Genomic DNA, 24599 nt, shown 5'->3' with positions numbered 1-24599 from the left:
CCGTCCGTGCCGTCGGGGTGCTCCCGGCGGTCAGACCCCGCCGAACCGCACCCTCAGCATCACCGGCCAGTTCTTGCCGGTGACCAGGAACTCGTCGGTGCCCGGCACGGCCGCGATCCCGTTGAGCACGTCCGACCGGGGCACGTCCGCCGGTCGCACCGGCCCGAGGTCGAACGACGCCGTCACCCGGCCGTCCGTCGGGTCGATCCGCACGATCCGGTCGGTCTGCCAGACGTTCGCCCACACCTGCCCGCGGACGCACTCCAGTTCGTTGAGCCGCGCGACCGGCCGCCCGCCCTCGGCCACCGACACCGAACCCGTCGCCGCGAACGTCCTCGGGTCGCGGAACGTCAGCCGCGCGCTGCCGTCGCTCATGACCAGGCGGTCGCCGTCGCGGCACAGCCCCCAGCCCTCGCCTTCGTACGTGACGCGTCTCACCTCTGCCAACGTCGACCGGTCGCGCTCGATCGCCACGCCGTCCTGCCAGGTGATCTGCCAGAGCCGGTCGTCGACGACCGTGATGCCCTCGCCGAACAGCGGCGCGGGCAGGTCGACGCGGCGCCGCACCTCGCCGGTGGCCGGGTCGACGCGGCGCACGGTCGACTCCCCCTCCAGGCCAGTGCCCTCGTAGAGCACGCCGTCGACCAGTTCCAGGCCCTGCGTGAACGCGGACGTGTCGTGCGGGATCGCCGCCAGCACCGCCACCGGCGGGGGCTGTTCGTGCGGGTCTTCCGCGCACGCGGCCAGGAGCAGGACCAGTACCACCGCCGGGAACCAACGCACTCCGAAAGGGTGGCACGTGTGCGCGGGCACCGACGGCCGTGCGGCACAATCCCTCGTGTGACCGCCACGCCGACCCAGCAGCCCCAGCCCGTGCTCGCGGACCCCGCGGCCGTCGCGCTCGCCCGTGCCGCCGCGCAGGAGGAAGCGGGTCAGGACCAGGTCGGCGGACACGTCGGCGTGGTCGCCGAGGACGACGCCTCGGTCACCCACCTCTTCGGCGCCGAACACGCCGGCTACCGGGGTTGGCGCTGGGCCGTGACGGTCGCGCACGGCGGTGAGGGCACGCCGGTCTCGGTCAGCGAGGTCGTGCTGCTGCCCGGCGAGCACGCGCTCGTCGCGCCCGACTGGGTGCCGTGGCACGAACGGGTCCGCGCGGGCGACCTCGGTGTCGGCGACCTGCTGCCCAGCCGCGCCGACGACCCCCGCCTCGCGCCCGCCTACGTGGCGTCGGAGGACCCGGCGGTCGAGGAGACGGCGCTGGAGATCGGCCTGGGCCGCGTCCGCGTGCTGTCCCGCGAGGGCGTGCTGGACGCCGGGCACCGCTGGCACGGCGGCGATTTCGGTCCACGCAGCGACATGGCCCGCAGCGCGCCCGCGAACTGCGGCACGTGCGGCTTCTACCTCCGGGTCGCGGGGTCGCTCGGTGCCGCGTTCGGCGTGTGCGGCAACGAGTTCACGCCCGCCGACGGTCACGTGGTGCACGCCGAGTACGGCTGCGGCGCGCACTCCGAGGTGGCCGTGGACAACGGTCCCATCGTGCCGGTCGCGGACCTGGTCTACGACGACGCACGGCTCGACATCGAGGTCAACGTGGTGCCCGCCGCCACGGAGGCCGCTCTCGCGGAGAGCGCCGCCGAGGCCGCCGCGGACACTGTCGCCGACACGGCCACCGCCCACCCGCAGGCCGCGAACGGGACCGCTGACATCCGGGCCGCCGCGACGAACGCCACCGACGCCCACGCCGCCGTGAACGGGACCGCCGCGACCCCGGGTCCGGGCGTCGACACCGCCGCGAACGGGACCGCCGCGACCCCGGGTCCGGGCGTCGACACCGCCGCGAACGAGGCTGCCGTCGGATCCGCCGACACCGCGACCGTTCCGGACGAGGTCGGTACCGGGTCCGCCGACGTGCCTGCGACCGCGAGTGCCTCCGTCGTCGGGTCGGCCGGTCAGGCTTCGGATCGCGTGCTCGTCGTCGGCGAGACCGTCCGCGTGGCGGCCGACCCGACTTCCGCCGCCCGGTCCACTGGCGCCCGGGCCTCCGGCGACACCACGACCACCGGTGTCCGGTCCGCTTCCGGTACGGAGGCCGCGGGTGATCCGGCCACCGACCCCGTCCCGGGTGGTGAGGTCTTCGCCGGTCCGCAGACTCCGCCGTCGGCACAGGCACAGGCACCCACCCCGGCCCCGGGTGACGGGATCGCGGGGTCCACCGAGTCGTGAACCGCGACCCGTTCGGCACCGAGGCCCTGCGTGACTCGGTGCTCGCCGCCTGGCGCGGCTCTCCCACGAGGTTCCGCGAGGACGCCAACGCCGAAGAGGACCTGCGCCTCGGCGGCTACCGCGACCGACTGCTGGTCGAGTTGGCCCAGAACGCCGCCGACGCGGCCGGTGACCGGCCCGGCGTGCTCCGGCTGTCCGTTGTGGACGGCGAGTTGCGCGCGGCGAACACCGGCGCCCCGCTGACCGCCGCGGGCGTCGAGGCCCTGGCCTCGCTGCGCGCGTCCGCCAAGTCGGGCGACACGGTCGGGCGGTTCGGCGTCGGGTTCGCCGCCGTGCTGGCCGTGACCGACGCCCCGCGCGTCGTCTCGTCGTCCGGCGGCGTGCTGTTCTCCGCGTCCCGGACCCGCGCGGCCGTCCCGGAACTGGCCTCCGCGCGCGGCGGCGACGTGCCCGTCCTCCGGCTGGTGTGGCCGACCGACGAGGCGGACCTCCCGGCCGGCTTCGACACCGAGGTGCGGCTGCCGCTCGGGCTCGACGCCGCCGGCCTGCTCGACGAGTTCGCCGGTCAGGCGCCCGACCTGCTGCTGGCGTTGCCCGGTCTGCGCCGGATCGAGGTCGACGACCGCGTTTGGGAACGCACGACCGTCGACGGCGTCGTGGTGCTGGCCGGTCCCGAGGGCGAACGCCGCTGGCTTGTGCACCGCGTGGGCGGGGAGCTGCCCGCCGACCTGGTGCAGGGCGTCGAGGCCCGGCCGCACTGGTCGGCCTGCTGGGCGTACCCGCTGGACGCACCCCTCGCCGGCGACGTGCTGCACGCGCCTACTCCGACCGACGAGAAGCTGTCGCTGCCCGCGCGGCTGATCGCGACGCTGCCGGTCGAGCCGTCCCGCCGTCGGGTGCTCGTCGGCCCCGCCGCGTCGTACGTGCTCGACCAGGCGTGTACCGCGTACCCGGACCTGGTCACGGGTCTGCCCGCGATCGACCGCATGGACCTGGTGCCGCTGCCCGGTTTCCCGCTGTCCGAAGTGGACGGGCTGCTGCGCGCCGGCGTGCTGGCCGCGCTGCGCCGGGCGACGTGGCTGCCGATGGCGACCGGCGACTGGGCTTCCCCGGTGGGCGCGACCGTGCTGGACGCGGCGTCCGAGGCCCTGGTCGACCTGCTCGAGGACGTGGTCCCCGGCCTGCTCGACGGCGAACTGACGCTGCCCAAGTACGCGAAGGCGTTGGCGGCGCTGGAAGTCCCGCGACTGTCGGTCGCGGGCGTGGTGACCGCGCTGACCGGCGTCGGCGGCGACCCGACGTGGTGGCACGACGTGTACGCGGCCCTGGCACCGCTGGCCGACGTGGACTCGGCGGCCCGCGAGGCGCTCGGCTCGCTACCCGTGCCGCTCGCGGACGGGCGCCTGGTGGGCAGTCCGCGCGAGGTCTACCTGCTCGACACCCCGTTCGAGGTGCCCGGCCTGCGCATCGCGCACCCGGACGCCGCGCACCCGCTGCTGTTGCGCCTGGGCGCGGTCGAGGCCGGACCGGCCGAGCTGCTCGACTCGCCGGCGGTCCGCGAGGCCGTGGAGCACAGCCTCGACGACCCCGCGTTGGAGGGCCGGGACCTCCTGGACGCCGTGCTGCGCCTGGTGTCCCGGGCCGGTGGCCGGCCGTGGCTGGGTGCCCTGGCACTGCCGGACGCCGCGGGGGAGTGGCGGCGCGCGGACGAACTCGTGCTGCCGGACTCGCCCCTGCTGGAGGTCCTGGAGGACGACGCCCCGGTGGGCGTCCTGTCCGCCGACGTCGCCGCCGCCTGGGACCGCCCGACCCTGACCGGGGTGGGCGTGCTGGACGGGTTCACGGTCGTGGTCGACGACGCGCCGACCGAACCGGACCACGACCTGGCCGACGAGGGCTACTGGTGGGACGCGGCCGAGGAGCCGCCCGCGCGCGTGCTGGGCATCCGAGACCTGGACCTGGTGGCCGACGACAAGTGGCCCGCCGCCCTGGCGATGATGGCCGGGTCGCCGGAGACCTGGCGTGCCGTCGTCGAACCCGACGGCTACACCGGCTGGTGGCTGGCCAGGTACGCCCAGTTCGCCGGCACGCCCCCGCGCGAGTGGCGCACCGCCGACGCCGAGTCGCTGACCGGCCTGTACGACGTGGTCCCGGAGGTCGGACTGCCGCCGCACGTGCTGGCGGCGTGCGGGGTGCGCACCGAGTTGGCCGTGCTGGACGAGGACGACGTCACCGATCTGCTGGCCCGCCTGGGCGATCCCGCGCGCACGCTGTCCGATGCGTTGGTGCTGCGCGTGCACGCCGCGCTCGCCGAGGTGGCCGACGCGGTCAGCGTCGAACCGCCGGACCGCGTCCGCGTGCTGACCGGCGCGGCGGAACCGGCCGACGAGGTCGTGGTGATGGACCGGCCGTGGCTGTTGGGCGTGCTGCCCCCGGAGGCCGTGCTGACCGCCGACACCGATCCGGAGGCGCTGGCCGAGCTGCTCGCGCTGCCGTTGGCGTCAGAGGAGGTGACCGGCACCGTCCTGACCACCGGCGAGGAGGTCGGGTGGGCGGAGTTGGCTGCCGTGCGCCTGGCGTGCGACCTGCTCGGCGTCGCCCTGCCCGCCGGCACCGTGACCGTCCACGACCGGCTGGAGGTCTCGGCGGAGGGCGACACCCACGACGTGCTGTGGTGGCTGGACGAGGACGTCCTGCACACCGCCGACACCCCCGAGGGCCTGGCACGGGCGCTGGCCTGGGCCACGTCGCGCTGGCCGGACCGCCACACGTTCGCCGCCCTGATCACCGACCCCACCCCGACCATCCTCCTGGGCTGACCCCGCGGGTCCTCCACTCAGGCACCCCGAAACACACACTCGGACCCCCCGATCGCGCGAGTTATGCGTTCGGACACCACGAGTCGTGCACTCGGGCACTCCGAACTGTGCGTTCGGACCTGCGTGCCGTGCGTCGGGGCACCGCGGTCGGCACGCTCGGACACCACGAGTCGTGCACGCAAGAACCCCGACCACACCCCCGGACAACCGGGATGTGTGCCGGCCGCACCCTGGTGGGTAACCCCGGTTCGAGGTCCCCTACCGGATGGAGTGGTCATGCCCTGGGTTCAGCGACACCGTCGACGGCTGCCCGGCAGCTGGTTCCGCACGACGACCGTCGACGCGCACCACCGCCGGCGGGCCGGGCACATCCCGTGGCTGCCGATCCTGGTCGTGGTCGCGGTGATCCTGGTCCTGGTGGCCCTGTTCTAGAGACCGGACTGGGCGGTGCGGGAACCACGCCGCGCGGCCGACCGCTGCCACGCGAAGATCCCGTACCCGATGATCCCGAGCACGCCGCCGGTCAGGCACGTCCACAGCAGCATCTGGTTGTCGCGCGCGAAAACCAGCACCACCACGAAGGCCGCGAACCACAGCACCGTCCCGCCGACGATGGCGGGCACGGGGTCGGCCAGGCGGGCGGGCAGGGCGGGCGGCGGGGGTGCGGACTCCACGCTCGCAGGCTACCTCCCGCGCGAAGCCGCCGATCCGCGGCGACAATTCGTGAGGTATGCTAACCATATGCCCGAGAGCGACCCGGAACCCGGACTGGCGAGCCTGCTGCGGCTCGCGGTCGTCCGGCTCACGCGAAGGCTCCGTGCCCAGCGGATCAACTCGACGATCTCGCTCACCCAGGTCTCGGCGCTGTCCACCCTGCACAAGTGCGGCCCGCTCACGCCCGGCGAACTCGCCGCCAAGGAAGGCGTCCAGCCCCCGTCGATGACCCGGGTGATCGCGGCTCTGGAGGAGTTCGGCTTCGCGACCCGACGTCCGCACCCGACCGACGGCCGGCAGGCCATCGTCGAGACGACGGACACCGGCCGCGCGTACATCAAGGAAGAGGTGTCGGCCCGCGAGGCGTGGTTGGACAAGCGCCTCGCCGAGCTGACACCCGAGGAACGGGCGGTGCTGTCACGCGCCGCCGGGATCATCGACCGGATGGCGGGGCAGTAGGCGGGTGCCGGCGTACGCGGGTGGTGGAGAAGCCGACACGGCCCGGCGTTCCGGCATGTTCGGGTCGCTGCGCGTGCGCAACTACCGCTACTACGCGTCCGGCCAGGTCGTCTCGCTCGTCGGCCTGTGGATGCAACGCGTCGCGCAGGACTGGCTGGTCCTGGAACTCTCCGACGGCTCGCCGGTCGCGCTCGGCATCGCCGCAGCCCTCCAGTTCACGCCCACGCTCTTCCTCTCGCTGTGGGCGGGCGTGCTCGCCGACCGCATGGACAAGCGCCGCCTGCTGGTGGGCCTGGAGATCGGGCTCGGCCTGTGCGCGCTGGTCCTGGGCCTGCTCGACGTCACGGGCCTGGTCCAGCTCTGGCAGGTCTACCTGCTGTGCCTGGTGCTCGGCGCGGTCGCGGCCGTGGAGACGCCGGTGCGGCAGTCGTTCGTGGTGGAGCTGGTCGGCCGCGACCAGCTCACCAACGCCGTCGCGCTGAACTCGATGACGTTCAACCTCGCCCGCATGGTCGGCCCGGCCGTGGCCGGGGTGATGATCATCGCGGTCGGCACCGGCTGGGTGTTCCTGATCAACGCGCTCAGCTTCGTCGGTGTGATCGTCGGCCTGCTCCGCATGGACGCCGCGAAGCTCCACCGCGGCGAACCCGTTCCGCGCGAGAAGGGCCAGCTCGTCGAGGGCCTGCGCTACGTGCGCCGCCGCCCGGACCTGGTGATCCTGCTCTGCCTGGTGTTCTTCATCAGCACGTTCGGCCTGAACTTCTACGTCACGCTCGCCGTGCTCGCCCGCAACACGTTCGGCGGCGACGCGGACGCGTACGGCCTGCTGTCCACCCTGCTCGCGGTCGGCACGCTGGCGGGCGCCACGCTCGCCGCCCGGCGCAGCGCCCGCGGCCGGCCCCGGCTGCGCCTGCTCTTCCTGGGCTCCCTGGCGTTCGGCGTGCTGGAGATCGCGGCCGGGCTGATGCCGTCGCTGTGGCTGTCGGGCGCGGTGCTGATCCCGGTCGGCATCGCCATGATGACCTTCACGACCACCGCGAACGCCACCGTGCAGCTCTCGGTCGCGCCGGCCATGCGCGGCCGGGTCATGGGCCTGTACATGCTCGTCTTCCTGGGCGGAAACCCGCTCGGCGGCCCGGTGATGGGCTGGCTCGCCGAGCACTTCACGCCCCGTGCGCCCCTGGTCGTCGGCGGGGTCGTCGCGATCCTGTCGGCCGTGGTCGGCGCGGTCGTGCTGGCCCGGCGCGGCGGTGTCACGTTGCGGGCTACGTTGAACCGTGGTCGTCGCGACTGAGTGGACCCGGGTCCTCGTCGTCTGCCTGGTGCTCGTGGCCGCTGCCGCCGTCGTGGTGCGGTGGGGTGGTCTGACGGGTGCCGGTCCGGGCCGCGGTCCGGGTGACCGCCCAGCTCGCGGCCGTGTCGGCGGTGCTCACGGCCGTGCTCGCGTCGCTCCCACTCACGGCCGCGTTCCTGCTGGTCATGGCCGGTGTGGCGACGGCGACCTCGGCCGGTCGCACGAAGGCGGGCCGGCGCGGGGCGTGGGTGGGCGTCGCGATCCTCGCGGGCACGCTGCCGACCCTGGTGGTGCTGGTGCTGTCGGGCCTGGTGCCGATGGCCGGTATCACCCTGGTGCCCGCGTCGGACCAGACCCGGACGGTCGGGCTCGTCACGCTTCCGGGTGCATTTGTCGGCATGCCGCTCGGCGGTTCCCCGGTGTGGCAGGCAGGGGTGTTGCAGCTGGTGGTGCTCTTGGCACTGCTCGTGGTCGAGGGCGTCGCGATCGTCGTCGTGGTCGAATTGGTCGCGAGTGGACTCGTCCGGAGGTCTTCCCCAGCAGGAGAGCTTAGGCTAACCTAAATCTCGTCGCTTCGTGGTGGGAGCGGCAGTCAGTTCGGGAACAGACAAGGCCCCGCCCCCGGTCGTACCGCCGGGGAGCGGGGCCTCGTCGTCAGTGGCCGGAGCTTGTCGGAGCACCCACCACCGAGCCCGTGGTCACTGCTGCGGGAGCTGCAGACCGTTCTTGCCGGCCCGCGCCGCCTCGAAGCGCGCGCTCACGTCGTTCCAGTCCACGACGTTCCACAACGCACCGATGTAGTCCGCCTTCAGGTTGCGGTACTGCAGGTAGTACGCGTGCTCCCAGATGTCGAACACCAGCAGCGGCGTGGTGGCGATCGACAGGTTGGAGTGGTGGTCCTTGAGCTGCTGGGTGATCAGCCGCTGCCCGACCGGCTCCCACGCCAGCACGCCCCAGCCCGAGCCCTGGATCGTGCCCGACGCCGCCGTGAGCTGCGCGCGCAGCTTGTCGAACGAGCCGAAGTGCTCGTCCACGGCCGCCGCCAGCTCGCCGACCGGCTTGTCGCCGCCGTTCGGGCTGAGGTTCTTCCACCACACCTGGTGCAGGGCGTGTCCCGCCAGGTGGAACGCCAGTGTGGTCTCCAGGCCGACGATCGACCCGTACGCGTCCTTGTCACGCGCCTCGGCGATCTGCTCGAGCGTGTCGTTCGCACCCTTGACGTACGCCGCGTGGTGCTTGCCGTGGTGCAGCTCGTTGATCTCGCCGATGATCGCCGGTTCGAGGTCGCCGTAGTCGTAGTCGAGGTCCGGCAGCACGTACTGGCCCATGACATCCCCTCGTCGCAAAGATTTGTTAGTTGCAACCTAGTGGCAACGAGCGCGGGACGACACCGGGGCACTGATCACAGGGGAGCGGGACAAACCCGGGAATAATCACCCTGGCAAGATGGGCCCATGGGCAACGAGGAGGAGTGGCCCGTCGAGCAGACGTGGTCGCTGCGCAACACCCACTGGCACGCCTACGTGGAGCACACGTCCCTCGACCACGCCTCGCCCCGGCAGGAACGCCTCGAACGGACGCCCGAGGAAGTGCTGACCACGCCGACCGAGGTCGCCGCGTGGCTGGAGGTCAACCTCCGCAGCGCCACCAAGCCCGAGGAAGCCGGGAAGAAACGCGCCAAGGACGAGCGCGACTTCTCCGACTCGCACCGCGTGCACACGTCGATCGCCTCGGCCGGCGAGTCGATCTACACCGGCGTCAAGGGCATGCTCACCCTCGCCGTGGAAGCCGTGACACCCGAGGAATGCCGCAGCTCCCACGACGGGGCGGACGTCGCACCGCTGAAGGCGGGCCGGCGCCGTTAGTCCGTGTTCCGGGTGTGGGGTACGCGCCAGCCGCGCCGGTGCGCCCACCGAAGGCACGGGCGGAACGCCCCGATACGACAGCGGTATCGGGCCGCCCCGCCCGCACCCCCGGAGAACGAACCGATCACGACTCCCACACGCCACACCCGGAACACGGCCTAGCCCACCGGCCAGGTGTGCACGGGTTCGCCGTGGTGCATCAGTTCGACGTAGCGCGCGAGCATCCCGGACAGGGCCTGCTCCCGCGTCGCGCCGCGCTCTTCCAGCAGCGTCACGGTCTCCCGCTGCCACTGCGACCCGGTGCGCCTGGTCAGGCACCGCGCCTCGATCACGCCGAGGTAGCGCTCACGCGCCGAGTCCGACACCCCGCACGCCCGGAGTCCCTCGTGCGCCAACGGGAGCAGCCGTCGCAGCACGAGTTCGTCCGGCGGGATCCAGCCGATGCCCGGCCAGTACAGCTGCGCGCCCATGCCGTGGCGTGAACCCGCATAGAGGTTCTCCTCGGCGGCCTGGAAGGACATCTGCGTCCACAACGGCCGGTCGAGCGTCGCCAACGCCCGCTGTGCGCCGTAGAAGAACGCCGCGTTGGCCATCATGTCCAGCACGGTCGGCCCGGCGGGCAGCACCCGGTTCTCCACGCGCAGGTGCGGCACGCCGTCCACGACGTCGTACACCGGCCGGTTCCACCGCCACACCGTCCCGTTGTGCAGGCGCAGTTCGCTCAACGTCGGCGTGCCGCCCGCGCCGAGCACGTCCAACGGGTCCTCGTCGCCGGTCTCGGGCAGCAGCGCCGGGAAGTAGCGCACGTTCTCCTCGAACAGGTCGAAGATCGACGTGATCCACCGCTCCCCGAACCACACCCGCGGCCGGACGCCCTGGTTGCGCAGCTCCGCCGGCCGGGTGTCGGTGGCCTGGAGGAACAGCGGGATGCGTGTTTCGTGCCACAGCGCCCGGCCGAGCAGGAACGGCGAGTTCGCCGCGATCGCCACCTGCACGCCGGCCAACGCCTGCGCCACGTTCCAGTGCGCCGCGAAGTCGCCCGGCGCCACCTGGAGGTGCAGCTGCACCGAGGTGCACGCGGCCTCGGCCACGATCGACTCGGCGTACGTGTCGAGTCTCTCGGCCGCCGAACCGGGCAGCGGCGAGCCCTCCATGACCAGTTCCGCGCACTCGCCGCGCGCGGCGAAGATCTGGTCGTTGAGCAGCGCGTAACGCGGCTGGTCCGACAGCCAGCGGCGGTGGAAGTGCTCCTGCCGCAACGTGGGCAGGACGCCGATCATCACGATCGACGTGCCCGCGTCGTGCGCCTTGTCGTCGGCCGAGGCCAACAGCGTGCGCAGTTCCCGTTCCAGTCCGAGCGTCTCGTCGCCCGCCAGTTCGCGTGGCGGGACGTTGACCTCAAGGTTGTGCTGTCCGAGTTCGAGCGTGAACGACGGGTCGCCGATCTTCTCCAGCACCTCGGCGTTGGCCATGGCCGGACGGCACGCGCCGTCGACCAGGTTCAGCTCGATCTCCAGTCCCATCTGCTGTCGGGGGAACGAGAAGGTGTCCTCGGCCAGCATGGTGCCGAGGGCGTCCAGACATCGCTGTACCCGTTCCCGGTGGCGCCGGCGGTCTTCCCTGGTGAACGTCCGAACGGACACTCCCCTACCCATGCCGCCTCCCCTTCCGATTCGGGCTGCTACGGCGGGCATCGCGGAGGCTCACGGTGACATGGCGACCTGGCGCACACCAGCGCCCAAATCGGTGCTCTCTGTCACTTCACGGTAACAATCAGCAAGAATGTGCTGGTCGGAGCCGTGTCGATCGGCCCTCTGGGCTACGAGCGGGGTCGACGCCGGCCTGTCGGGTGGCACACTGCGCGGGTGATCGAGATCGACGACCCGGCCGACCCGCGGCTCGACGACTTCCGCGACCTGTCGACGGCCGACCGACGCCCGGACCGGCCCGGCGGGCGGGGCCTGGTGATCGCCGAGGGCGTGGTCGTCGTCGAACGCCTGCTGCGCAGCCCGTACCCGGTGCGCGCGTTCCTGGGCGTGCGCCGCCGGATCGAGGCGCTCGGCCCGGACCTGCCCGCGCCCGCCTACGTGACGTCCGCCGACGTCATGGCCGAGGTCGTCGGCTTCCACCTCAACCGGGGCGTGCTGGCCGCCGCCGACCGCGCGCCGCGCCTGGACCCCGAAGCCCTGGCCGAATCGTCGCGGACGCTCGCCGTGCTGGAGGGCGTTGGCGACCACGAGAACCTGGGTTCGTTGTTCCGCAACGCCGCCGCGCTCGGCGTGGACGGCGTGCTGCTGGCACCGGGGTGCAGCGATCCGCTCTACCGGCGCAGCGTCCGGGTCTCGATGGGGCACGTGCTGCGCGTGCCGTTCGCCCACGTCGACCACTGGCCCGGCGGTCTGGACCTGTTGCGGGACAAGGGTTTCACCACGGTCGCGCTCACGCCGCGCGCGGACGCCGTCGCGCTGGCCGACGCCGGGTTGCGCGGCCGGCGGGTGGCCGTGCTGCTCGGCGCGGAGGGCCCGGGGCTCAGCGACGCGGCGATCGCGGCGGCCGACGTGGCCGTGAAGATCCCGATGGCCGAGGGCGTCGACTCGCTGAACGTGGCGACGGCCGGTGCCGTCGCCTTCTACGCGATCGTCTGAACACGCTACTTTCTGCGTCGACGAAGAGGAGGGCGTTCGTGGAACTGCGGGTCCAGGACGGCCGGGCCGTGGTCGCCGGTCGTGACGGCGGCGACGAGCGAGCGGTCGACCCCCACAACCTCCCGCTCGGCGCGGGTCTCGCCGACGCCCTGCACGAGTGGGCCAAGGTCGCCGACGCGGTGGCCCGTGCCGACTCGCCCTCGGCCGACGGCGCGGGCGACCTGCTGGTCACCCGGGGCCGCCAGCTCGCCACCCGGCTGGCCGCCGACATGCGCACGCCGGTCGAGTTCACCGACCCGGTCAGCGGCGTCCTCGTGCTCGTCGAACCCGAGGACGCCCCGGAGCCGGTGGACGAGCCCGCCGAGGCAGGCACCCCCGAGGTCGGCCCTGCGGAGCCGACCCCGTGGGCGACGGGTCTGACCGTGAGCGTGTTCTCCGGCGCCGTCATGGCGATCATGGTCGTCACGCTCTCCGAGGGCCTCGGCGAGACCAGCCGCTGGCTCGCCCTGCTGGCGAACGTGCTCGTCGTCGGCGGCATCGCGCCGTCGGTGTGGCTGGCCCGCCGGGTCCCGGTGTGGCGGTGGGTCGCCTACGGCGTCACCGCCGGTGTGCTCGTGGCCTGGTTCGCCCTGATCCTGACCCTGCTCGACGCGGCGCCTTAGACCAGCGGCTCCCTAGACCAGCGAGTCCCGCCACGCCGCGTGCAGCGCGGCGAACCGCCCGGCGTCGCCGATCAGCTCCTCGGGCGTGCCGTCCTCGACGACCCGGCCGTCGTCGACCACGAGCACCCGGTCGGCGACCAGCACGGTCGACAGCCGGTGCGCGATGATGATCGCCGTCCGGTCGCTGAGCACGCGTTCCAACGCCCGCTGCACCAGCCGCTCGGTCGGCACGTCCATGCTGGACGTGGCCTCGTCGAGCACCAGCACCGCCGGGTCGGCCAGCAGTGCCCGCGCGAACGCGACCAACTGCCGCTGACCCGCGGAGAGCCGCCCGCCGCGCTTGTTCACGTCGGTGTCATAGCCGTCCGGCATGGCCGACACGAACCCGTGCGCGCCGACGGCCGTCGCCGCCGCCTCGATCTCGGCCCGGGTCGCGGCCGGCCGCCCGAGCGCGATGTTGTCCGCGATCGTGCCGTCGAACAGGAAGTTCTCCTGCGTCACCATGACCACCGCACGCCGCAGGTCCTGGTCGGCCACCGACCGCAGGTCCACGCCGTCGAGCCGGACCGCGCCCTCGGTCGGGTCGTAGAACCGCGCCACCAGCTTGGCCAACGTCGACTTGCCCGCACCCGTCGCGCCCACGATCGCGACCGTCTGCCCGGCGGGCACGTGCAGGTCGAACGTCGGCAGCACCACGGGCGTGTCGGCCGAGTACCGGAACCCGACGCGGTCGAAGTGCACCTGGCCGCGCACCTCCGGCAACGCGGTCGGGTCGGTGGGCTCGGGCACGTCCGGCCGTTCCTCCAGCAGACCGGAGATCTTCTCCAACGCCGCCGTGGCCGACGCGTAGGCGTTGGCGAACATGGCCACCTGGTCGAACGGGTCGTAGAACCGCCGCACGTACAGCAGGAACGCGGCCAGCACGCCGAGTTCGAGTTCGCCGTGCGCGACCAGGTACCCGCCCCAGGCCAGGATCACCACGGCCGACACGTTGCCGATGGCCCGTACCGAGGACGTGAACGCGGCCATCACGCTCAACGCCTCGGTGTTCGCGTCCCGGAACCGGCCGTTGAGCGCGGCCAGGATGCGCTCGTTGCGGGACTCGCGGCGGAACGCCTGCACCGCGCGGATGCCGTTCATGGTCTCGACGAACTGCACGATCACCTTGGCGATCGCGCCGCGCGTGCCCCGGTAGGCGGTCGCCGACCGCCGCCGGAACCAGCGGATCAGCAGGATCAGCGGCACGAAACCGGCCAGCACGACCAGGGCGAGCCGCACGTCCAGCACCACCAGCACGATCGAGATGCCGATCAGCGAGAGCATCGACGTGAAGAACCCGTCGAGCCCCTCCTCCAGCAGGTCCTGCAACGAGTCGACGTCGCTGGTCATCCGGGAGATGACCTTGCCGGACGTGTACCTGCCGTGGAACGACACGGACAGCCGCTGCGCGTGCCGGAAGACCCGTTCCCGCAGGTCGAGCAGCAGGTCCTGGCCGATCCGGCCGGAGAGCCGGACGAACGTCCAGCGCATCAGCGTGGCGAACAGGCCGACGGCCACGTACCCGCCGACGCACCACGCGAGCACGCCCGGATCGCCGGACACGGCCGCGGGCACGCCCCGGTCGATGGCCGCCGCGATCAGCAGCGGACCCGCCAGGTTGGCCAGGTTCTCCGCGACCACGATCAGCAGTGCCAGCAGCGACACCCGCAGGTGCGGGCGCAGCAGCGACCCGAGCAGGCGCCGCGACCGGGCGCGCAGCTTCACGTCGACGGCGTGTTCCAGGTCCTCGACGTCCTCGGCGGCGACCCCGCGCCAGGACTCCTCGGCGACGGTCACGCCGCCACCTCCTCGTCGGACATCGTGGCCAGCAGGTGCCGGTACTCCTCGTTGTTCGCCAACAACTCCTGATGCGTCCCCACCGCGGCGATCCGGCCGCCGGACAGCAGCGCCACCCGGTCGGCCAGCTTCACCGTGCTCGGCCGGTGCGCCACGACCAGCGCGGACACGTCCGCGAGCACCCGGCGCAACGCCGCCTCGACCTCGGCCTCGGTGTGCACGTCCAACGCCGACAGCGGGTCGTCCAGCACCAGCACGGCCGGGTGGCCCGCCACCGCGCGGGCCAGCGCGAGCCGCTGCCGCTGACCGCCGGACAGGGACAGGCCCTGCTCGCCGATCCGCGTCTCCGCGCCCCACGGCAGGTCGTCCACGAACCCGTCCGCGCGGGCCACGGCCAACGCCTCGCGCACCCGCTCGGCGTCGACGTCACCGGCACCCAGGGCCACGTTCTCGGTCACGCTCGCCGAGAACAGGATCGGCTCCTCGAACGCCGTGCCCACGAGCCGGCGCAGCTCGTCGAGTTCCAGGTCCCGCACGTCGACGCCGTCGATCGTGACCCGGCCGCCGGTCACGTCCGCGAGCCGGGGCACCAGTTCGGTGACGGCGGTCTTGCCCGAACCGGTCGCGCCGACCAGCGCGACCGTCTCGCCGGGCCGGATCTCCAGGTCGACGCCGCGCAGCACCTCGGTGCCGCTGTCGGGGTAGCCGAACCGCACGTCCTCGAACCGGACGTGCCCGCGCACGGCCGGCACGTCGGCGGCCGGCTCCGGGCTGGTGATCTCCACCGGCGTGTCCAGCACCTCGAAGAACCGCTCCAGCGCGGACGCGGTCTGGTTCAGCTCGGCCAGCAGCCAGCCGATCGAGTCGATCGGCCAGCGCAGGTAGGCGTTCACCGTGATGGCCGCGACCAGCGTGCCGACGGTGAGCGTGCCGTCGGAGATGGCGAACGCGCCGTAGGCGAGCTGCCCGGCGATGCCCAGCTCCGGCAGGATGATCAGCACGGCCCACAGGCTCGCGAACACCCCGGCCTTCTCGACCTCGGTGTCCCGCAGGTCGCGCGCCTGGCGCAGGAACTTCTTGGCCAGGTGCGGGCCGCGCCCGAACGCCTTGAGCACCCGGATGCCCAGCACCGACTCCTCGACCACGGTGGTCAGGTCGCCGGTCTGGTCCTGCGCCCGCCGGGCCACGACCTTGAACCGGGTCTCGAACAGGTACGACAGCGCGACCAGCGGCAACGTGCAGGCCACGACGATCAGGCCGAGCGCGGGGGAGAGCCAGAACAGCACGCCCAGGCCGGTGAGCACGACGATCGAGTTGACCACCAGGAACACGATCGCGAAGCCGACGAACCGGCGGACGGTGGACATGTCGCCGGTGGCCCGCGACAGGAGCTGGCCAGACTGCCAGCGGTCGTGGAACGCCACGGGCAGCCGTTGCAGGTGGCCGTAGAGGTCCATTCGCATGCGGGCCTCGACGTCGGCCGCGGGCCCGGCGATGAGCTTGCGCCGGGCGTAGAAGAGCGCGGCCTCGCCGAGGCCGAGCAGCAGGACGACCCCGATCGGCCAGATCAGGCCGGCGGGGTCGCGGTGGGCTATGGGCCCGTCCACCACGCTCTGCGTCATGAGCGGCGTGCCGAGGCCGCAGAGCATCGCGAGCAGCGCGGCGACCATGCTGAGCAGGACGGGTGTCCGGACGGGTTTCAGGTACGGCCACAGTCGGCGCAGGGTGGCGGCTGTGGAAGTACGTTGGTCTTTCACGGATCGTTACCCCCTCGGTCCGCCTCCGACGGTACGAAGGTGGACCCGTCCTCGGCATCCGGTTTTCCCGTCGACGAGCGTGAGGTCTCGACCTAGGTGGAGGTCAAGGTGGACGTGCGCTACCTGCGAACCGAACCGACGATGGCGTTCCCGCGCGGGCGGCTGCTGGCCGTGCGCGGCGGTCGGCTGTACGTGCTCGCGCCGGACGGCTGGGACCCGGTCGGCGGCGTCCGTCCGGAGGGCGCCCGCCCGATGAGCCGGGCCGAGGCAGGCCAGTGGTGCGGGTTCGAGGGCCGGGACACGGCCGTGCTGGACGCCGTGCCCGCGCCGGACTAGCGCTTCAGCGCGGCGGGCGAGGTGATCAGCGCGGCGACCGCGTAGGCCAGCGCCGCCAGGACGGCGAGCACGGTCCACCGGTCGCCGAGCCAGGAGAGCTTGTCGTGCACGCCGAACCACTGGGCGAGCCCGAACAGCAGCGGGCCCAGCAGCACGATCGGCCACACCGGGCGCACCCGCAGCAGCCACAGCACCGGCCCGGCCAGCAGCACGCTCGACACCAGCGCCAGCGGCAGCCCGACCACGACGATCAGCAGGAACTCGCCCATCGACGTGCCTTCCAGCGCCCGGTCCAGCGTGCCCTCGGTGAACACCGACACCCACAGCAGGAGCAGCGCGGCGCCGACCGCGGCGGCGAGGACCACACGCAGGAGGATGCGGAGGGCGATGCGACCGGGGGTGTCAGTCATGCGTCGCAGTGTGGCGGACGTCGTGCCGCGCTGTCACCGGAGCCGCGATCATGAACCCCAGCGCGCCCGCGACCAGTCCACTGGCCGGCACCTCGACCCACAGCGTCATGAACGTGAGCACGGCCGTGATCGTGACGCCGACCGCCGCCATGCTCAACGCCCGCTCCTCGCGGACGGCGCGCAGCAGCAGCCAGGCCAGGACCACGCCGACGACCAGGCTCACCGGGATCGCGAACAGCGCCATGGCCAGGCAGTCCCAGTCGTCCGTCGAGCACACCCGTCCCGAGGCGATGATCTCCCGCGTCGCCCACCAGGCACCGCCGAGCCCGACACCCAGGAGCGCTCCGACGACCACACGTCGCACCATGGCCCCGGGGTTTCCGGCCGCCGGGCAAAGCAAACGGGAGGGGTCCGAAGACCCCTCCCGCCCACTTCGACCACAAGGTTCCTTGGGTGACGATCAACCGCGATTGGACCGGACGCCCAGCAGGACGTCCTCCCAGGACGGCACGATCGGGTGGTTCTTCTTGCCGCGCTTGGGCGGCGGTGCCGCCTCCTTGCGCGGCGCGGGCGCGGGCGCGGGTGTCGGTTCCGGTGTCGGCTCCTCCGCGACCACGACGGGTTCCGGTTCCGGCTCGGGCTCCGGTGCGGGCGGCAGCACGGGCGGTGCCGGCTCCTCGCGCACCAGGATCTCCGGCTCGGCGGCCTTCTCCACCTGGAGCGCCTGCCGGGCGAGCTGCGTCACCGGCCGGACCGTCCGCAGGGGCCGGTTCGGGTTCGGGTCCATCAGCTCGACCGCCGAGTCGTCCAGCGCGGTCACCGTGCCGCCGTGCGCGCCGGGGTGGAACGCCCAGTGCGCCCGGTTGTCCGAGCGGCCGGCCGTCCAGTGGAGCTGGACGACCCACTTGCCGTCCTCGCCGCGCCACGAGTCCCAGCGCACGTCGGCGTACTCCTGGCCGCGCAGGCCGAAGGAGTGCGCGACGACCTCGCCGAGCGTCTGCACGTCCGGGCCGTCCTCGCGCACCGGGTGCGCGCGCTGGGCCAGTTCGGCCGTGCGCGAGCGCTCCAGCAGCACCGGGTAGGCGAATCTCTCCACCCGGTTCGCGGGCAGGCCGGACGCCACGGCCACCTGGTCGACGGACTCGCCGGCGCGGATGCGCGCCTGGATCTCCCGCGGTCGCATCTGGCTCTCCACCTCGATCTCGATCTGGCCGAGTCGGGTGAGGTCACCGCGTGCGGCAGCACGCAGTCGTTCGTCGGCGGGCAGCGCGAAGCGCTCGCCGCGTTCCGGGTCCTCGAGGACGACGGTCTTGCCGTCGTCTTCGAGCCCGATGACTCGCAGCGCTCGCATCATGGCCTCCCAGAGCCGACATACACCTCGCCAGGTACCGACGGTAATCCGGCCCGCCGTCAGGAGGGGGGAGACTCGCCGTTCGATCCGATATCTTCGCGTGATCTTGCCTCATATCGCCGCTGATCGCACGCGCGTTGGCTCAAGGTTCACGTGCGGAAGCCCCCGTCCGGACCGGACGGGGGCTTCCGCACGAGGCGTGCTCAGAGCTGCGAGACCACCCAGTCGACCGCCTTGGTCAGCGTGGTGACGTCCGCCGGCTCGATGGCCGGGAACATCGCCACCCGGAGCTGGTTGCGGCCGAGCTTGCGGTACGGCTCCACGTCCACGATGCCGTTCGCGCGCAGCGCCTTGGCCACGGCGGCGGCGTCGACCGAGTCGTCGAAGTCGATCGTGCCCACGACCTGCGACCGGTACGCCGGGTCGGCCACGTACGGCGACGTGTACGAGGTGGCCTCGGCCCACGAGTACAGGCGCGACGACGAGTCGGCCGTCCGCTCGACCGCCCAGGACAGGCCGCCGTTGCCCAGGATCCACTTGATCTGCTCGTTGAGCAGGAACAACGTGCTCAGCGACGGCGTGTTGTAGGTCTGCTCCTTGACGGAGTTGTCCAGCGCCGTGGTCAGCGACAGGAACTCCGGCACCCAGCGGCCCGACGCGCCGATCTCGGCCACGCGCTCCAGGGCGGCGGGCGACATCAGGGCGATCCACAGGCCGCCGTCGGAGGCGAACGACTTCTGCGGCGCGAAGTAGTAGACGTCGAAGTCCTCGGCGTTCACGGGCAGGCCGCCCGCGCCCGAGGTGGCGTCGATGGCGACGAGCGCGCCGTCGGACCCGGCGGGTCGCGACACCGGGACGGCGACACCGGTCGACGTCTCGTTGTGCGCCCAGCCGACCAGGTCGGCGCCCTCGGCGTAGGCGATCTCCGGCGCGCTGCCCGGGTCGGACTTGACCACGATCGAGTCGCCCAGGAACGGCGCGTCGCCGGTCACCTTGGCGAACTTCGACGAGAACTCGCCGTAGACGAAGTGCTGCGCGCGCTCGCGGACCAGGCCGAACGCCGCCGCGTCCCAGAACGCCGTGGTGCCGCCGTTGCCCAGCACGACCTCGTGGCCCTCGGGCAGCGAGAACAAGTCGCGCAGACCCGAGCGGACCTCGCCGACCAGGGACTTGACCGGCTTCTGCCGGTGCGAGGTGCCCAGCAGCGCGGCACCTTCCATCGCCAGTGCCGCGAGGGCCTCGGGACGCACCTTGGACGGACCGCACCCGAAGCGGCCGTCGGACGGTCGCAGGTCGGCGGGAAGGACCAGAGTGGTCGGATCGGCGGTCTGGGTCATCGCGTGGGCCTCCGGGTGCGTGGACAACCTGACCGGCGCCGTTGCCGGGGTTCCCAGTGTCGCAGCCGGCCCGTCGGGGTGCGACGGGCGGGTGGTCCGGCTCACCGGCCGAGCACGCCGCGTTCCATCGCCGTGGTCACGGCCGCGGTCCGGTCGGACACGCCGAGCTTGTTGAAGACGCGCAGCAGGTGGGTTTTCACCGTGGCCTCGCCGATGAACAGCTCGCGCCCGATCTCCGCGTTGGACAGTCCACGTGCGACAAGGCGCAGGACCTCGATCTCGCGCGGCGACAGGGCGGGCGTGCGCACGACGAGCTTGCGCACCATGGCGGGCGCGAGGACGGTCTCGCCGCGCGCCGCCGCCCGGACCGCGTCCAGCAGGTCCTCGGGCGCGGCGTCCTTGAGCAGGTAGCCGACCGCGCCGGCCTCGACCGCGCGCAGGATGTCCGCGTCGGTGTCGTACGTGGTCAGCACGACCACCCGGCACCGGTCCGCGATCCGGGCGGTCGCCTCGACGCCGTCCATTCCCGGCATGCGCAGGTCCATGAGCACGACGTCCGGCGAGAGTTCGGGAACCCGCGCCACGGCGTCCGCGCCCGACCCGGCCTCGCCGACCACGGTGATGTCCTCGGCGGCGGCGAGCATGCCCCGCACGCCCTGCCGCACGACCGGGTGGTCGTCGACGAGCAGCACCTTGATCGTCTTTGGGATCACAGGGGCACCTCCACCACGACCACCGCACCGTCGGAGTCCGTCGCGGACACCGTGCCGCCGACCTGTTCGACCCGGTTGCGCATGCCCCGCAACCCGAAGCCCTCGGGATTCTCCCCGAACCCGGCGCCGTCGTCGTGCACGGTCAGCACGGCCCGGTCGTCGGTCACGGTCAGGTCCACCACGACCAGCGCGGCCCCGGAGTGCTTGCGCACGTTGGTCAACGCCTCCTGCGCCGCCCGCAGCAGCACCACCTCGACGGTCGTCGGCAACGACTTCGTGCCGCTCACCGAGAACGCGCCGGAGATGCCGTCCTCCTCCAGCCGGGCCACGAGCCGGTCCAACGCCTGCGCCAACGACCCGTCGAGGGCCGCCGGCGCCAACGCCGCCACCAGGGCCCGTGCCTCGGCGAGGTTCTCCTTGGCCGTGCGCAACGCCAGGTCGAGGTGCCGCGCGCCGCCTTCGGGGTCGGACCGCGCGGCCTGCACGAGCGTGACGATGCTGGTGAAGCCCTGCGCGAGCGTGTCGTGGATCTCCGCGGACAGCCGTTCGCGCTCGGCGGCGACCCCGGCGTTGCGGGACAGCTCGGCGATCGCCCGGTTCCGCTCGGCGATCACCGTCAGCACCCACGAGAACAGCTGGGAGAAGAGCACGATCGACAGCGTGGTCGGCAGCATCCCGCGCGGATCGCCGGTCTTGGCGTACCAGGTCGCCCACGGCGTCGCGGCGAACAGCGTCATCACCAGGAACGCCCGCAGCTCCGGCAGCCGCGCGTAGACCTGGGGCAGCACCGCGAACAAGGTGAACGTCGTCCACGGGTTGAGCCACTCCGCGCCGACGAACAGCACCAGCAGGACCGGCAGGTACAGCACGGGCGGGCGGAGCGCGAACCACACCGCGCCCAGGAGGACGACCCCCAGCGCGGCGAGGTTGCGCGTCGCGGAGAAGTCGTCCACCCAGACCAGCAGCGCCGTGGCCGCCAGCGACCCCCAGGCGACTAGGCGCCAGTGCGCCGGCTCGACGATCGGAACACCAGCAGGCTCAGGACCAGGCCGACCACGCACCACGCCCCCAGCACCAGCGCCGTCCGGCCGTGTTCCCATGCGCCCGCCGCCTCCTGGATCGCCATGTCGTCGGACAGGAACACCGAGCGGAATCCCTGCGCCACCCACTTGAGCGGGAAGAACGAGGCGACCGTGACCATCGCCTTGGGGAGCATAGGCAGCGCCACGTAGACGCCGGAGACGAACTGCAACCCGATGTAGGGCAGGTTCATCACGGCCGGCGCGCTGCGCGCCGACTTGACCAGGCCGCCGATCGCGAGCCCCAGCAGGCCGCACGACACGACGCCGAGCACGAACACCCACGTGAACGTCAGCCACTTGTCGAGCGAGGTGGGCAGTTCGATGTCGAAGAACGCCACGCCGACCGCGATCATCAGCACCGCCTCGGCCAGGCTCAGCAGCCCGACCAGGGTGATCTTGCCGACGAAGTACGCGCCGGGTGACATCGGCGTGCCGGCCAGCCGCTTGAGCGTGCCGTCGCCCCGGTCCTGCGCCACGCCGACGCCGAGCGTGATGAACGACGTGGAGATGATGCCCGCGCCGAGCAGGCTCGCGGCCAGCGACTGGCCCGCGCCCGGCGCGTCGCCGGTGATGTTGCCCAGCAGCATGAGGATGAACGCCGGGAGCGCGAACGTGAACACCATGCCGGCGCGGTCCCGGAAGAACTGGCGCAGTTCGACGCCGCCCCGGGCGAGTCCGATGTCGACGGTGCTCATGCGATCAGCTCCAGGTAGACGTCTTCGAGGGTCGGCCGGGTGACGGTCAGGCCGGGCGCGGCGGGCAGCGAGCGCACGAACTCGTCGGGTCGCGGGGTGCGGTACGACTGCGGACCCCGGTTGTCGATCCACGAGACCAGCGCGTCGGCGGTGTGCCGGCCGCCGACGGTCAGCGGCGTGCCCTCGGCCACGACCCGGCCCCGCGCGACGACGGCCAGCCGGTTCGCGAGCGCCTCGACCTCGTCGAGGTAGTGGGTGGTGAGCACGATCGTCGTGCCCTCGCGGGCGAGCAGCCTGATCAACGACCAGAACCGGCGGCGGGCCTCGGGGTCGAAGCCGGTGGTGGGCTCGTCGAGGAACAGCAGCTTCGGCCGGCCGACGATGCCCAGGGCCACGTCGAGGCGTCGGCGTTGGCCGCCGGAGAGCTTCCCGGCGCGGTCGCCGGCCTTCTCCGTGAGGCCGACGAGGTCGATCACCTCGTCGACGGCGCGGGCGCGGCGGTAGTAGCGGGCGAAGTGCCGGACGGCCTCGGCGACGGTGGTGTCCGCCAGGTCGGTCGCGGCCTGCTGGACGACGCCGATGTCCTCGTACCAGGACCGGGGCGCCTTGGCCGGGTCCTGGCCGAGGACGGACACCTCGCCGCCGTCGCGCCGCCGCAGCCCTTCGAGGATCTCCACGGTCGTGCTCTTGCCCGCGCCGTTCGGGCCGAGCAGGGCGAACACCTCGCCCTCGGCGACTTCCAGGTCGATTCCGGCGACGGCGGGCTTGCCGTCGTAGGACTTGCGCAAGCCCCGGACTCGTATCGCGTTCATGCCGGAAATGCTGCTCCGGCGGGGTGCCCGTGCGGGACGACCCGACGACGGACACCGGTTGTCCACCGACCGGTGGACAACCGGGACCGCGCGTCAGGCGATCTCGTCCCAGCCCTCCACGTCGGACGGCTTGCGCGGCGCCGGGCCGACGTAGGACGCGGACGGGCGGACCAGTCGGCCGGTGCGCTTCTGCTCCAGGATGTGCGCCGACCAGCCGGCCGTGCGGGCGCACGTGAACATCGCGGCCATCATGTGCGTGGGCACCTGCGCGAAGTCCAGCATCACCGCGGCCCAGAACTCCACGTTGGTCTCGATCGCCCGGTCCGGGCGGCGTTCCCGCAGCACGGCCAGCGCGGCCTGCTCCAACGCCGCGGCGGCCTCGTACCGCTGCGCGCCCAGTTCCCGTGCCGTGCGGCGCAGCACGCGGGCCCGCGGGTCCTCCGACCGGTAGACGCGGTGGCCGAAGCCCATCAGCCGCTCGCCCCGGTCGAGGATCGAGGTGACCACGGCCCGCGCGTCGCCGGTCCGCTCCACCTCCTCGATCATGGGCAGCACGCGGGCGGGCGCACCGCCGTGCAGCGGGCCGGACATGGCGCCGATCGCGCCCGACAGCGACGCGGCCACGTCGGCACCGGTCGAGGCGATCACGCGCGCGGTGAACGTGGACGCGTTGAGCCCGTGCTCGGCGGCCGACACCCAGTAGGCGTCGAGCGCGGTGACGTGCGCCGGGTCGGGTTCGCCGCGCCAGCGGGTCAGGAAGCGCTCGGTGATCGTGCGGCACTCGTCGATGCGCCGCTGCGGCACGGCCGGGCGGCCGATGCCGCGTGCCGACTGGGCCGCGTAGGACAGGGCCATGACCGAGGCGCGGGCGAGCTGGTCGCGCGCCTGCTCGTCGGTGATGTCCAGGAGGGGGGAGTACCCCCAGATCGGGGCGACCATGGCGAGGGCGGCCTGCACGTCCACGCGGACGTCGCCGGTGTGCACGGGGATGGGGAAGGGCTCGGCGGGCGGCAGGCCCGGCCCGAACCGGCCGTCGACCAGCAACGCCCACACGTTGCCGAACGTGACCTTGCCGGCCAGGTCCTCGATGTCCACGCCCCGGTACCGCAGCGATCCGCCGTCGCGGTCCGGTTCGGCGATCTCGGTGCGGAACGCGACGACCCCTTCGAGGCCCGGCCGGAAGCCGTCCTCTTCTTTTTGCTGCACCACGTTGTGCGCTCCTGTCCGGCGAGACGAGACAAAAGGGTTGCCGAAAACCTTGCTCTCACGGCCGGCCGCCGGCAATCGGGTGTGCCCGTGGTGTCGGTCACGATCCAGAAAACGATTCAGTGCGAATGGAGGTTCGCGGGCGGTCGTTTCCGTCCACTGTGGTCGGGGTAGTCAGGAAACAGCCGGTCACCGACTTGGTAGCCCCGTCGGTGAGTGGGGACACGGACGGGTGAGAGGTGGGTTGTGATCGAAACGATCGGAATCCGGCGCGACTTGCTCGATTCCGAGAAGGTCGTCACACCGAGCGTGACCGTGCCGGTGGTGCTCATCACCGCTCGGGCGGTTCCGCGAGCGGCTTCGAGCCCGTACGGTCGCTG

General features: G+C 72.6%; 25 protein-coding genes. 10 read left to right on the top strand and 15 right to left on the bottom strand.

All coding sequences use genetic code 11. The features are described 5' to 3' along the window. Positions 1–30 precede the first annotated feature (30 nt). Positions 31–783 (bottom strand): glutaminyl-peptide cyclotransferase, encoded by a 753-nt coding sequence (locus F4559_RS30165; RefSeq protein WP_184674491.1) that lies wholly within the window; start codon positions 781–783, stop codon positions 31–33. 57 nt (positions 784–840) lie between these two features. Between F4559_RS30165 and F4559_RS36630 the strand changes: the two genes are divergently transcribed. The 3 genes from F4559_RS36630 to F4559_RS30150 all read left to right on the top strand — a co-directional run bounded on the left by F4559_RS36630 (position 841) and on the right by F4559_RS30150 (position 5477). Continuing rightward, entirely contained in the window at positions 841–2226 is a 1386-nt protein-coding gene (locus tag F4559_RS36630; protein ID WP_312865896.1) for a DUF3027 domain-containing protein, read from the top strand. After that, entirely contained in the window at positions 2223–5045 is a 2823-nt protein-coding gene (locus tag F4559_RS30155; protein WP_184674490.1) for a sacsin N-terminal ATP-binding-like domain-containing protein, read from the top strand. The genes F4559_RS36630 and F4559_RS30155 overlap by 4 nt, the downstream gene beginning before the upstream one ends. Positions 5046–5321: 276 nt before the next feature. Continuing rightward, entirely contained in the window at positions 5322–5477 is a 156-nt protein-coding gene (locus tag F4559_RS30150) for a hypothetical protein (RefSeq protein ID WP_184674489.1), read from the top strand. Here F4559_RS30150 and F4559_RS30145 read toward each other — a convergent pair. After that, the gene (locus F4559_RS30145; protein WP_184674488.1) at positions 5474–5719 is read right to left on the bottom strand and encodes a DUF2530 domain-containing protein; all 246 of its coding nucleotides are present in this window, start codon (positions 5717–5719) and stop codon (positions 5474–5476) included. The two genes, F4559_RS30150 and F4559_RS30145, sit on opposite strands and share 4 nt — an antisense overlap. 67 nt (positions 5720–5786) lie before the next feature. Here F4559_RS30145 and F4559_RS30140 point away from each other — a divergent pair, with 67 nt between their 5' ends. From F4559_RS30140 to F4559_RS36625, 3 genes are all read left to right on the top strand, one after another. After that, entirely contained in the window at positions 5787–6218 is a 432-nt protein-coding gene (locus F4559_RS30140; protein ID WP_184674487.1) for a MarR family winged helix-turn-helix transcriptional regulator, read from the top strand. A gap of 4 nt (positions 6219–6222) precedes the next feature. Beyond that, entirely contained in the window at positions 6223–7512 is a 1290-nt protein-coding gene (locus F4559_RS30135; RefSeq protein ID WP_376774679.1) for an MFS transporter, read from the top strand. A 77-nt stretch (positions 7513–7589) separates the two neighbouring features. Further along, positions 7590–8075 (top strand): ABC transporter permease, encoded by a 486-nt coding sequence (locus tag F4559_RS36625; RefSeq protein WP_312865895.1) that lies wholly within the window; start codon positions 7590–7592, stop codon positions 8073–8075. Between the two features lie 135 nt (positions 8076–8210). Here F4559_RS36625 and F4559_RS30125 read toward each other — a convergent pair whose 3' ends face one another. Next, on the bottom strand, positions 8211–8840 hold the full coding sequence (locus F4559_RS30125) for a superoxide dismutase (protein WP_184674486.1): 630 nt from the start codon (positions 8838–8840) through the stop codon (positions 8211–8213). A 126-nt stretch (positions 8841–8966) separates the two neighbouring features. On the opposite strand from F4559_RS30125, the gene F4559_RS30120 reads away from it, so the two are divergent. Beyond that, on the top strand, positions 8967–9377 hold the full coding sequence (locus F4559_RS30120; protein ID WP_184674485.1) for a hypothetical protein: 411 nt from the start codon (positions 8967–8969) through the stop codon (positions 9375–9377). A 158-nt stretch (positions 9378–9535) separates the two neighbouring features. On the opposite strand, the gene F4559_RS30115 is transcribed toward F4559_RS30120, so the two are convergent. Then, a complete protein-coding gene (locus F4559_RS30115) occupies positions 9536–11032 on the bottom strand; it encodes a glutamate-cysteine ligase family protein (RefSeq protein WP_184674484.1) in 1497 nt (498 codons plus the stop codon). Between the two features lie 210 nt (positions 11033–11242). Between F4559_RS30115 and F4559_RS30110 the strand changes: the two genes are divergently transcribed. Continuing rightward, entirely contained in the window at positions 11243–12022 is a 780-nt protein-coding gene (locus F4559_RS30110; protein ID WP_184674483.1) for a TrmH family RNA methyltransferase, read from the top strand. Between the two features lie 38 nt (positions 12023–12060). Next, positions 12061–12684 (top strand): DUF2537 domain-containing protein, encoded by a 624-nt coding sequence (locus tag F4559_RS30105; RefSeq protein ID WP_184674482.1) that lies wholly within the window; start codon positions 12061–12063, stop codon positions 12682–12684. Positions 12685–12696: 12 nt separating this feature from the next. Here F4559_RS30105 and F4559_RS30100 read toward each other — a convergent pair whose 3' ends face one another. After that, positions 12697–14520 (bottom strand): ABC transporter ATP-binding protein, encoded by a 1824-nt coding sequence (locus tag F4559_RS30100; RefSeq protein ID WP_184674481.1) that lies wholly within the window; start codon positions 14518–14520, stop codon positions 12697–12699. Further along, complete coding sequence (locus F4559_RS30095) at positions 14517–16277, bottom strand: ABC transporter ATP-binding protein (protein ID WP_312865894.1); 1761 nt, start codon at positions 16275–16277, stop codon at positions 14517–14519. The genes F4559_RS30100 and F4559_RS30095 overlap by 4 nt, the downstream gene beginning before the upstream one ends. Positions 16278–16373: 96 nt before the next feature. Between F4559_RS30095 and F4559_RS30090 the strand changes: the two genes are divergently transcribed. Then, on the top strand, positions 16374–16613 hold the full coding sequence (locus F4559_RS30090) for a hypothetical protein (RefSeq protein ID WP_312865893.1): 240 nt from the start codon (positions 16374–16376) through the stop codon (positions 16611–16613). Here the strand turns inward: F4559_RS30090 and F4559_RS30085 are convergent. The 9 genes from F4559_RS30085 to F4559_RS30045 all read right to left on the bottom strand — a co-directional run bounded on the left by F4559_RS30085 (position 16610) and on the right by F4559_RS30045 (position 24222). Next, positions 16610–17023 carry a hypothetical protein gene (locus tag F4559_RS30085; protein WP_184674480.1) on the bottom strand — a complete coding sequence of 138 codons (414 nt, stop codon included), beginning with the start codon at positions 17021–17023 and terminating at the stop codon, positions 16610–16612. The genes F4559_RS30090 and F4559_RS30085 overlap by 4 nt on opposite strands. Beyond that, entirely contained in the window at positions 17016–17378 is a 363-nt protein-coding gene (locus tag F4559_RS30080; protein ID WP_312865892.1) for a hypothetical protein, read from the bottom strand. The genes F4559_RS30085 and F4559_RS30080 overlap by 8 nt, the downstream gene beginning before the upstream one ends. A gap of 105 nt (positions 17379–17483) precedes the next feature. Beyond that, complete coding sequence (gene sepH / locus F4559_RS30075; protein ID WP_184674478.1) at positions 17484–18374, bottom strand: septation protein SepH; 891 nt, start codon at positions 18372–18374, stop codon at positions 17484–17486. Positions 18375–18577: 203 nt separating this feature from the next. After that, positions 18578–19711 (bottom strand): phosphoserine transaminase, encoded by a 1134-nt coding sequence (gene serC / locus F4559_RS30070; protein ID WP_184674477.1) that lies wholly within the window; start codon positions 19709–19711, stop codon positions 18578–18580. 101 nt (positions 19712–19812) lie between these two features. Further along, positions 19813–20424, bottom strand: coding sequence for a response regulator (locus F4559_RS30065; protein ID WP_312865891.1), 612 nt, complete (start codon positions 20422–20424; stop codon positions 19813–19815). After that, on the bottom strand, positions 20421–21377 hold the full coding sequence (locus tag F4559_RS30060) for a sensor histidine kinase (RefSeq protein WP_184674476.1): 957 nt from the start codon (positions 21375–21377) through the stop codon (positions 20421–20423). Before F4559_RS30060 ends, F4559_RS30065 begins: the two co-directional genes overlap by 4 nt. A 41-nt stretch (positions 21378–21418) precedes the next feature. Further along, entirely contained in the window at positions 21419–22201 is a 783-nt protein-coding gene (locus F4559_RS30055; protein ID WP_184674475.1) for an ABC transporter permease, read from the bottom strand. Then, positions 22198–23013, bottom strand: coding sequence for an ABC transporter ATP-binding protein (locus F4559_RS30050; RefSeq protein ID WP_184674474.1), 816 nt, complete (start codon positions 23011–23013; stop codon positions 22198–22200). Before F4559_RS30050 ends, F4559_RS30055 begins: the two co-directional genes overlap by 4 nt. 93 nt (positions 23014–23106) lie before the next feature. Further along, positions 23107–24222, bottom strand: a complete 1116-nt coding sequence (locus F4559_RS30045; protein ID WP_184674473.1) for a citrate synthase 2 — start codon at positions 24220–24222, stop codon at positions 23107–23109. Positions 24223–24599: the final 377 nt, after the last annotated feature.

The organism is Saccharothrix violaceirubra, from assembly GCF_014203755.1.
GTDB lineage: Bacteria > Actinomycetota > Actinomycetes > Mycobacteriales > Pseudonocardiaceae > Actinosynnema > Actinosynnema violaceirubrum.
This window is presented reverse-complemented; position numbering and strand designations above follow the sequence as displayed.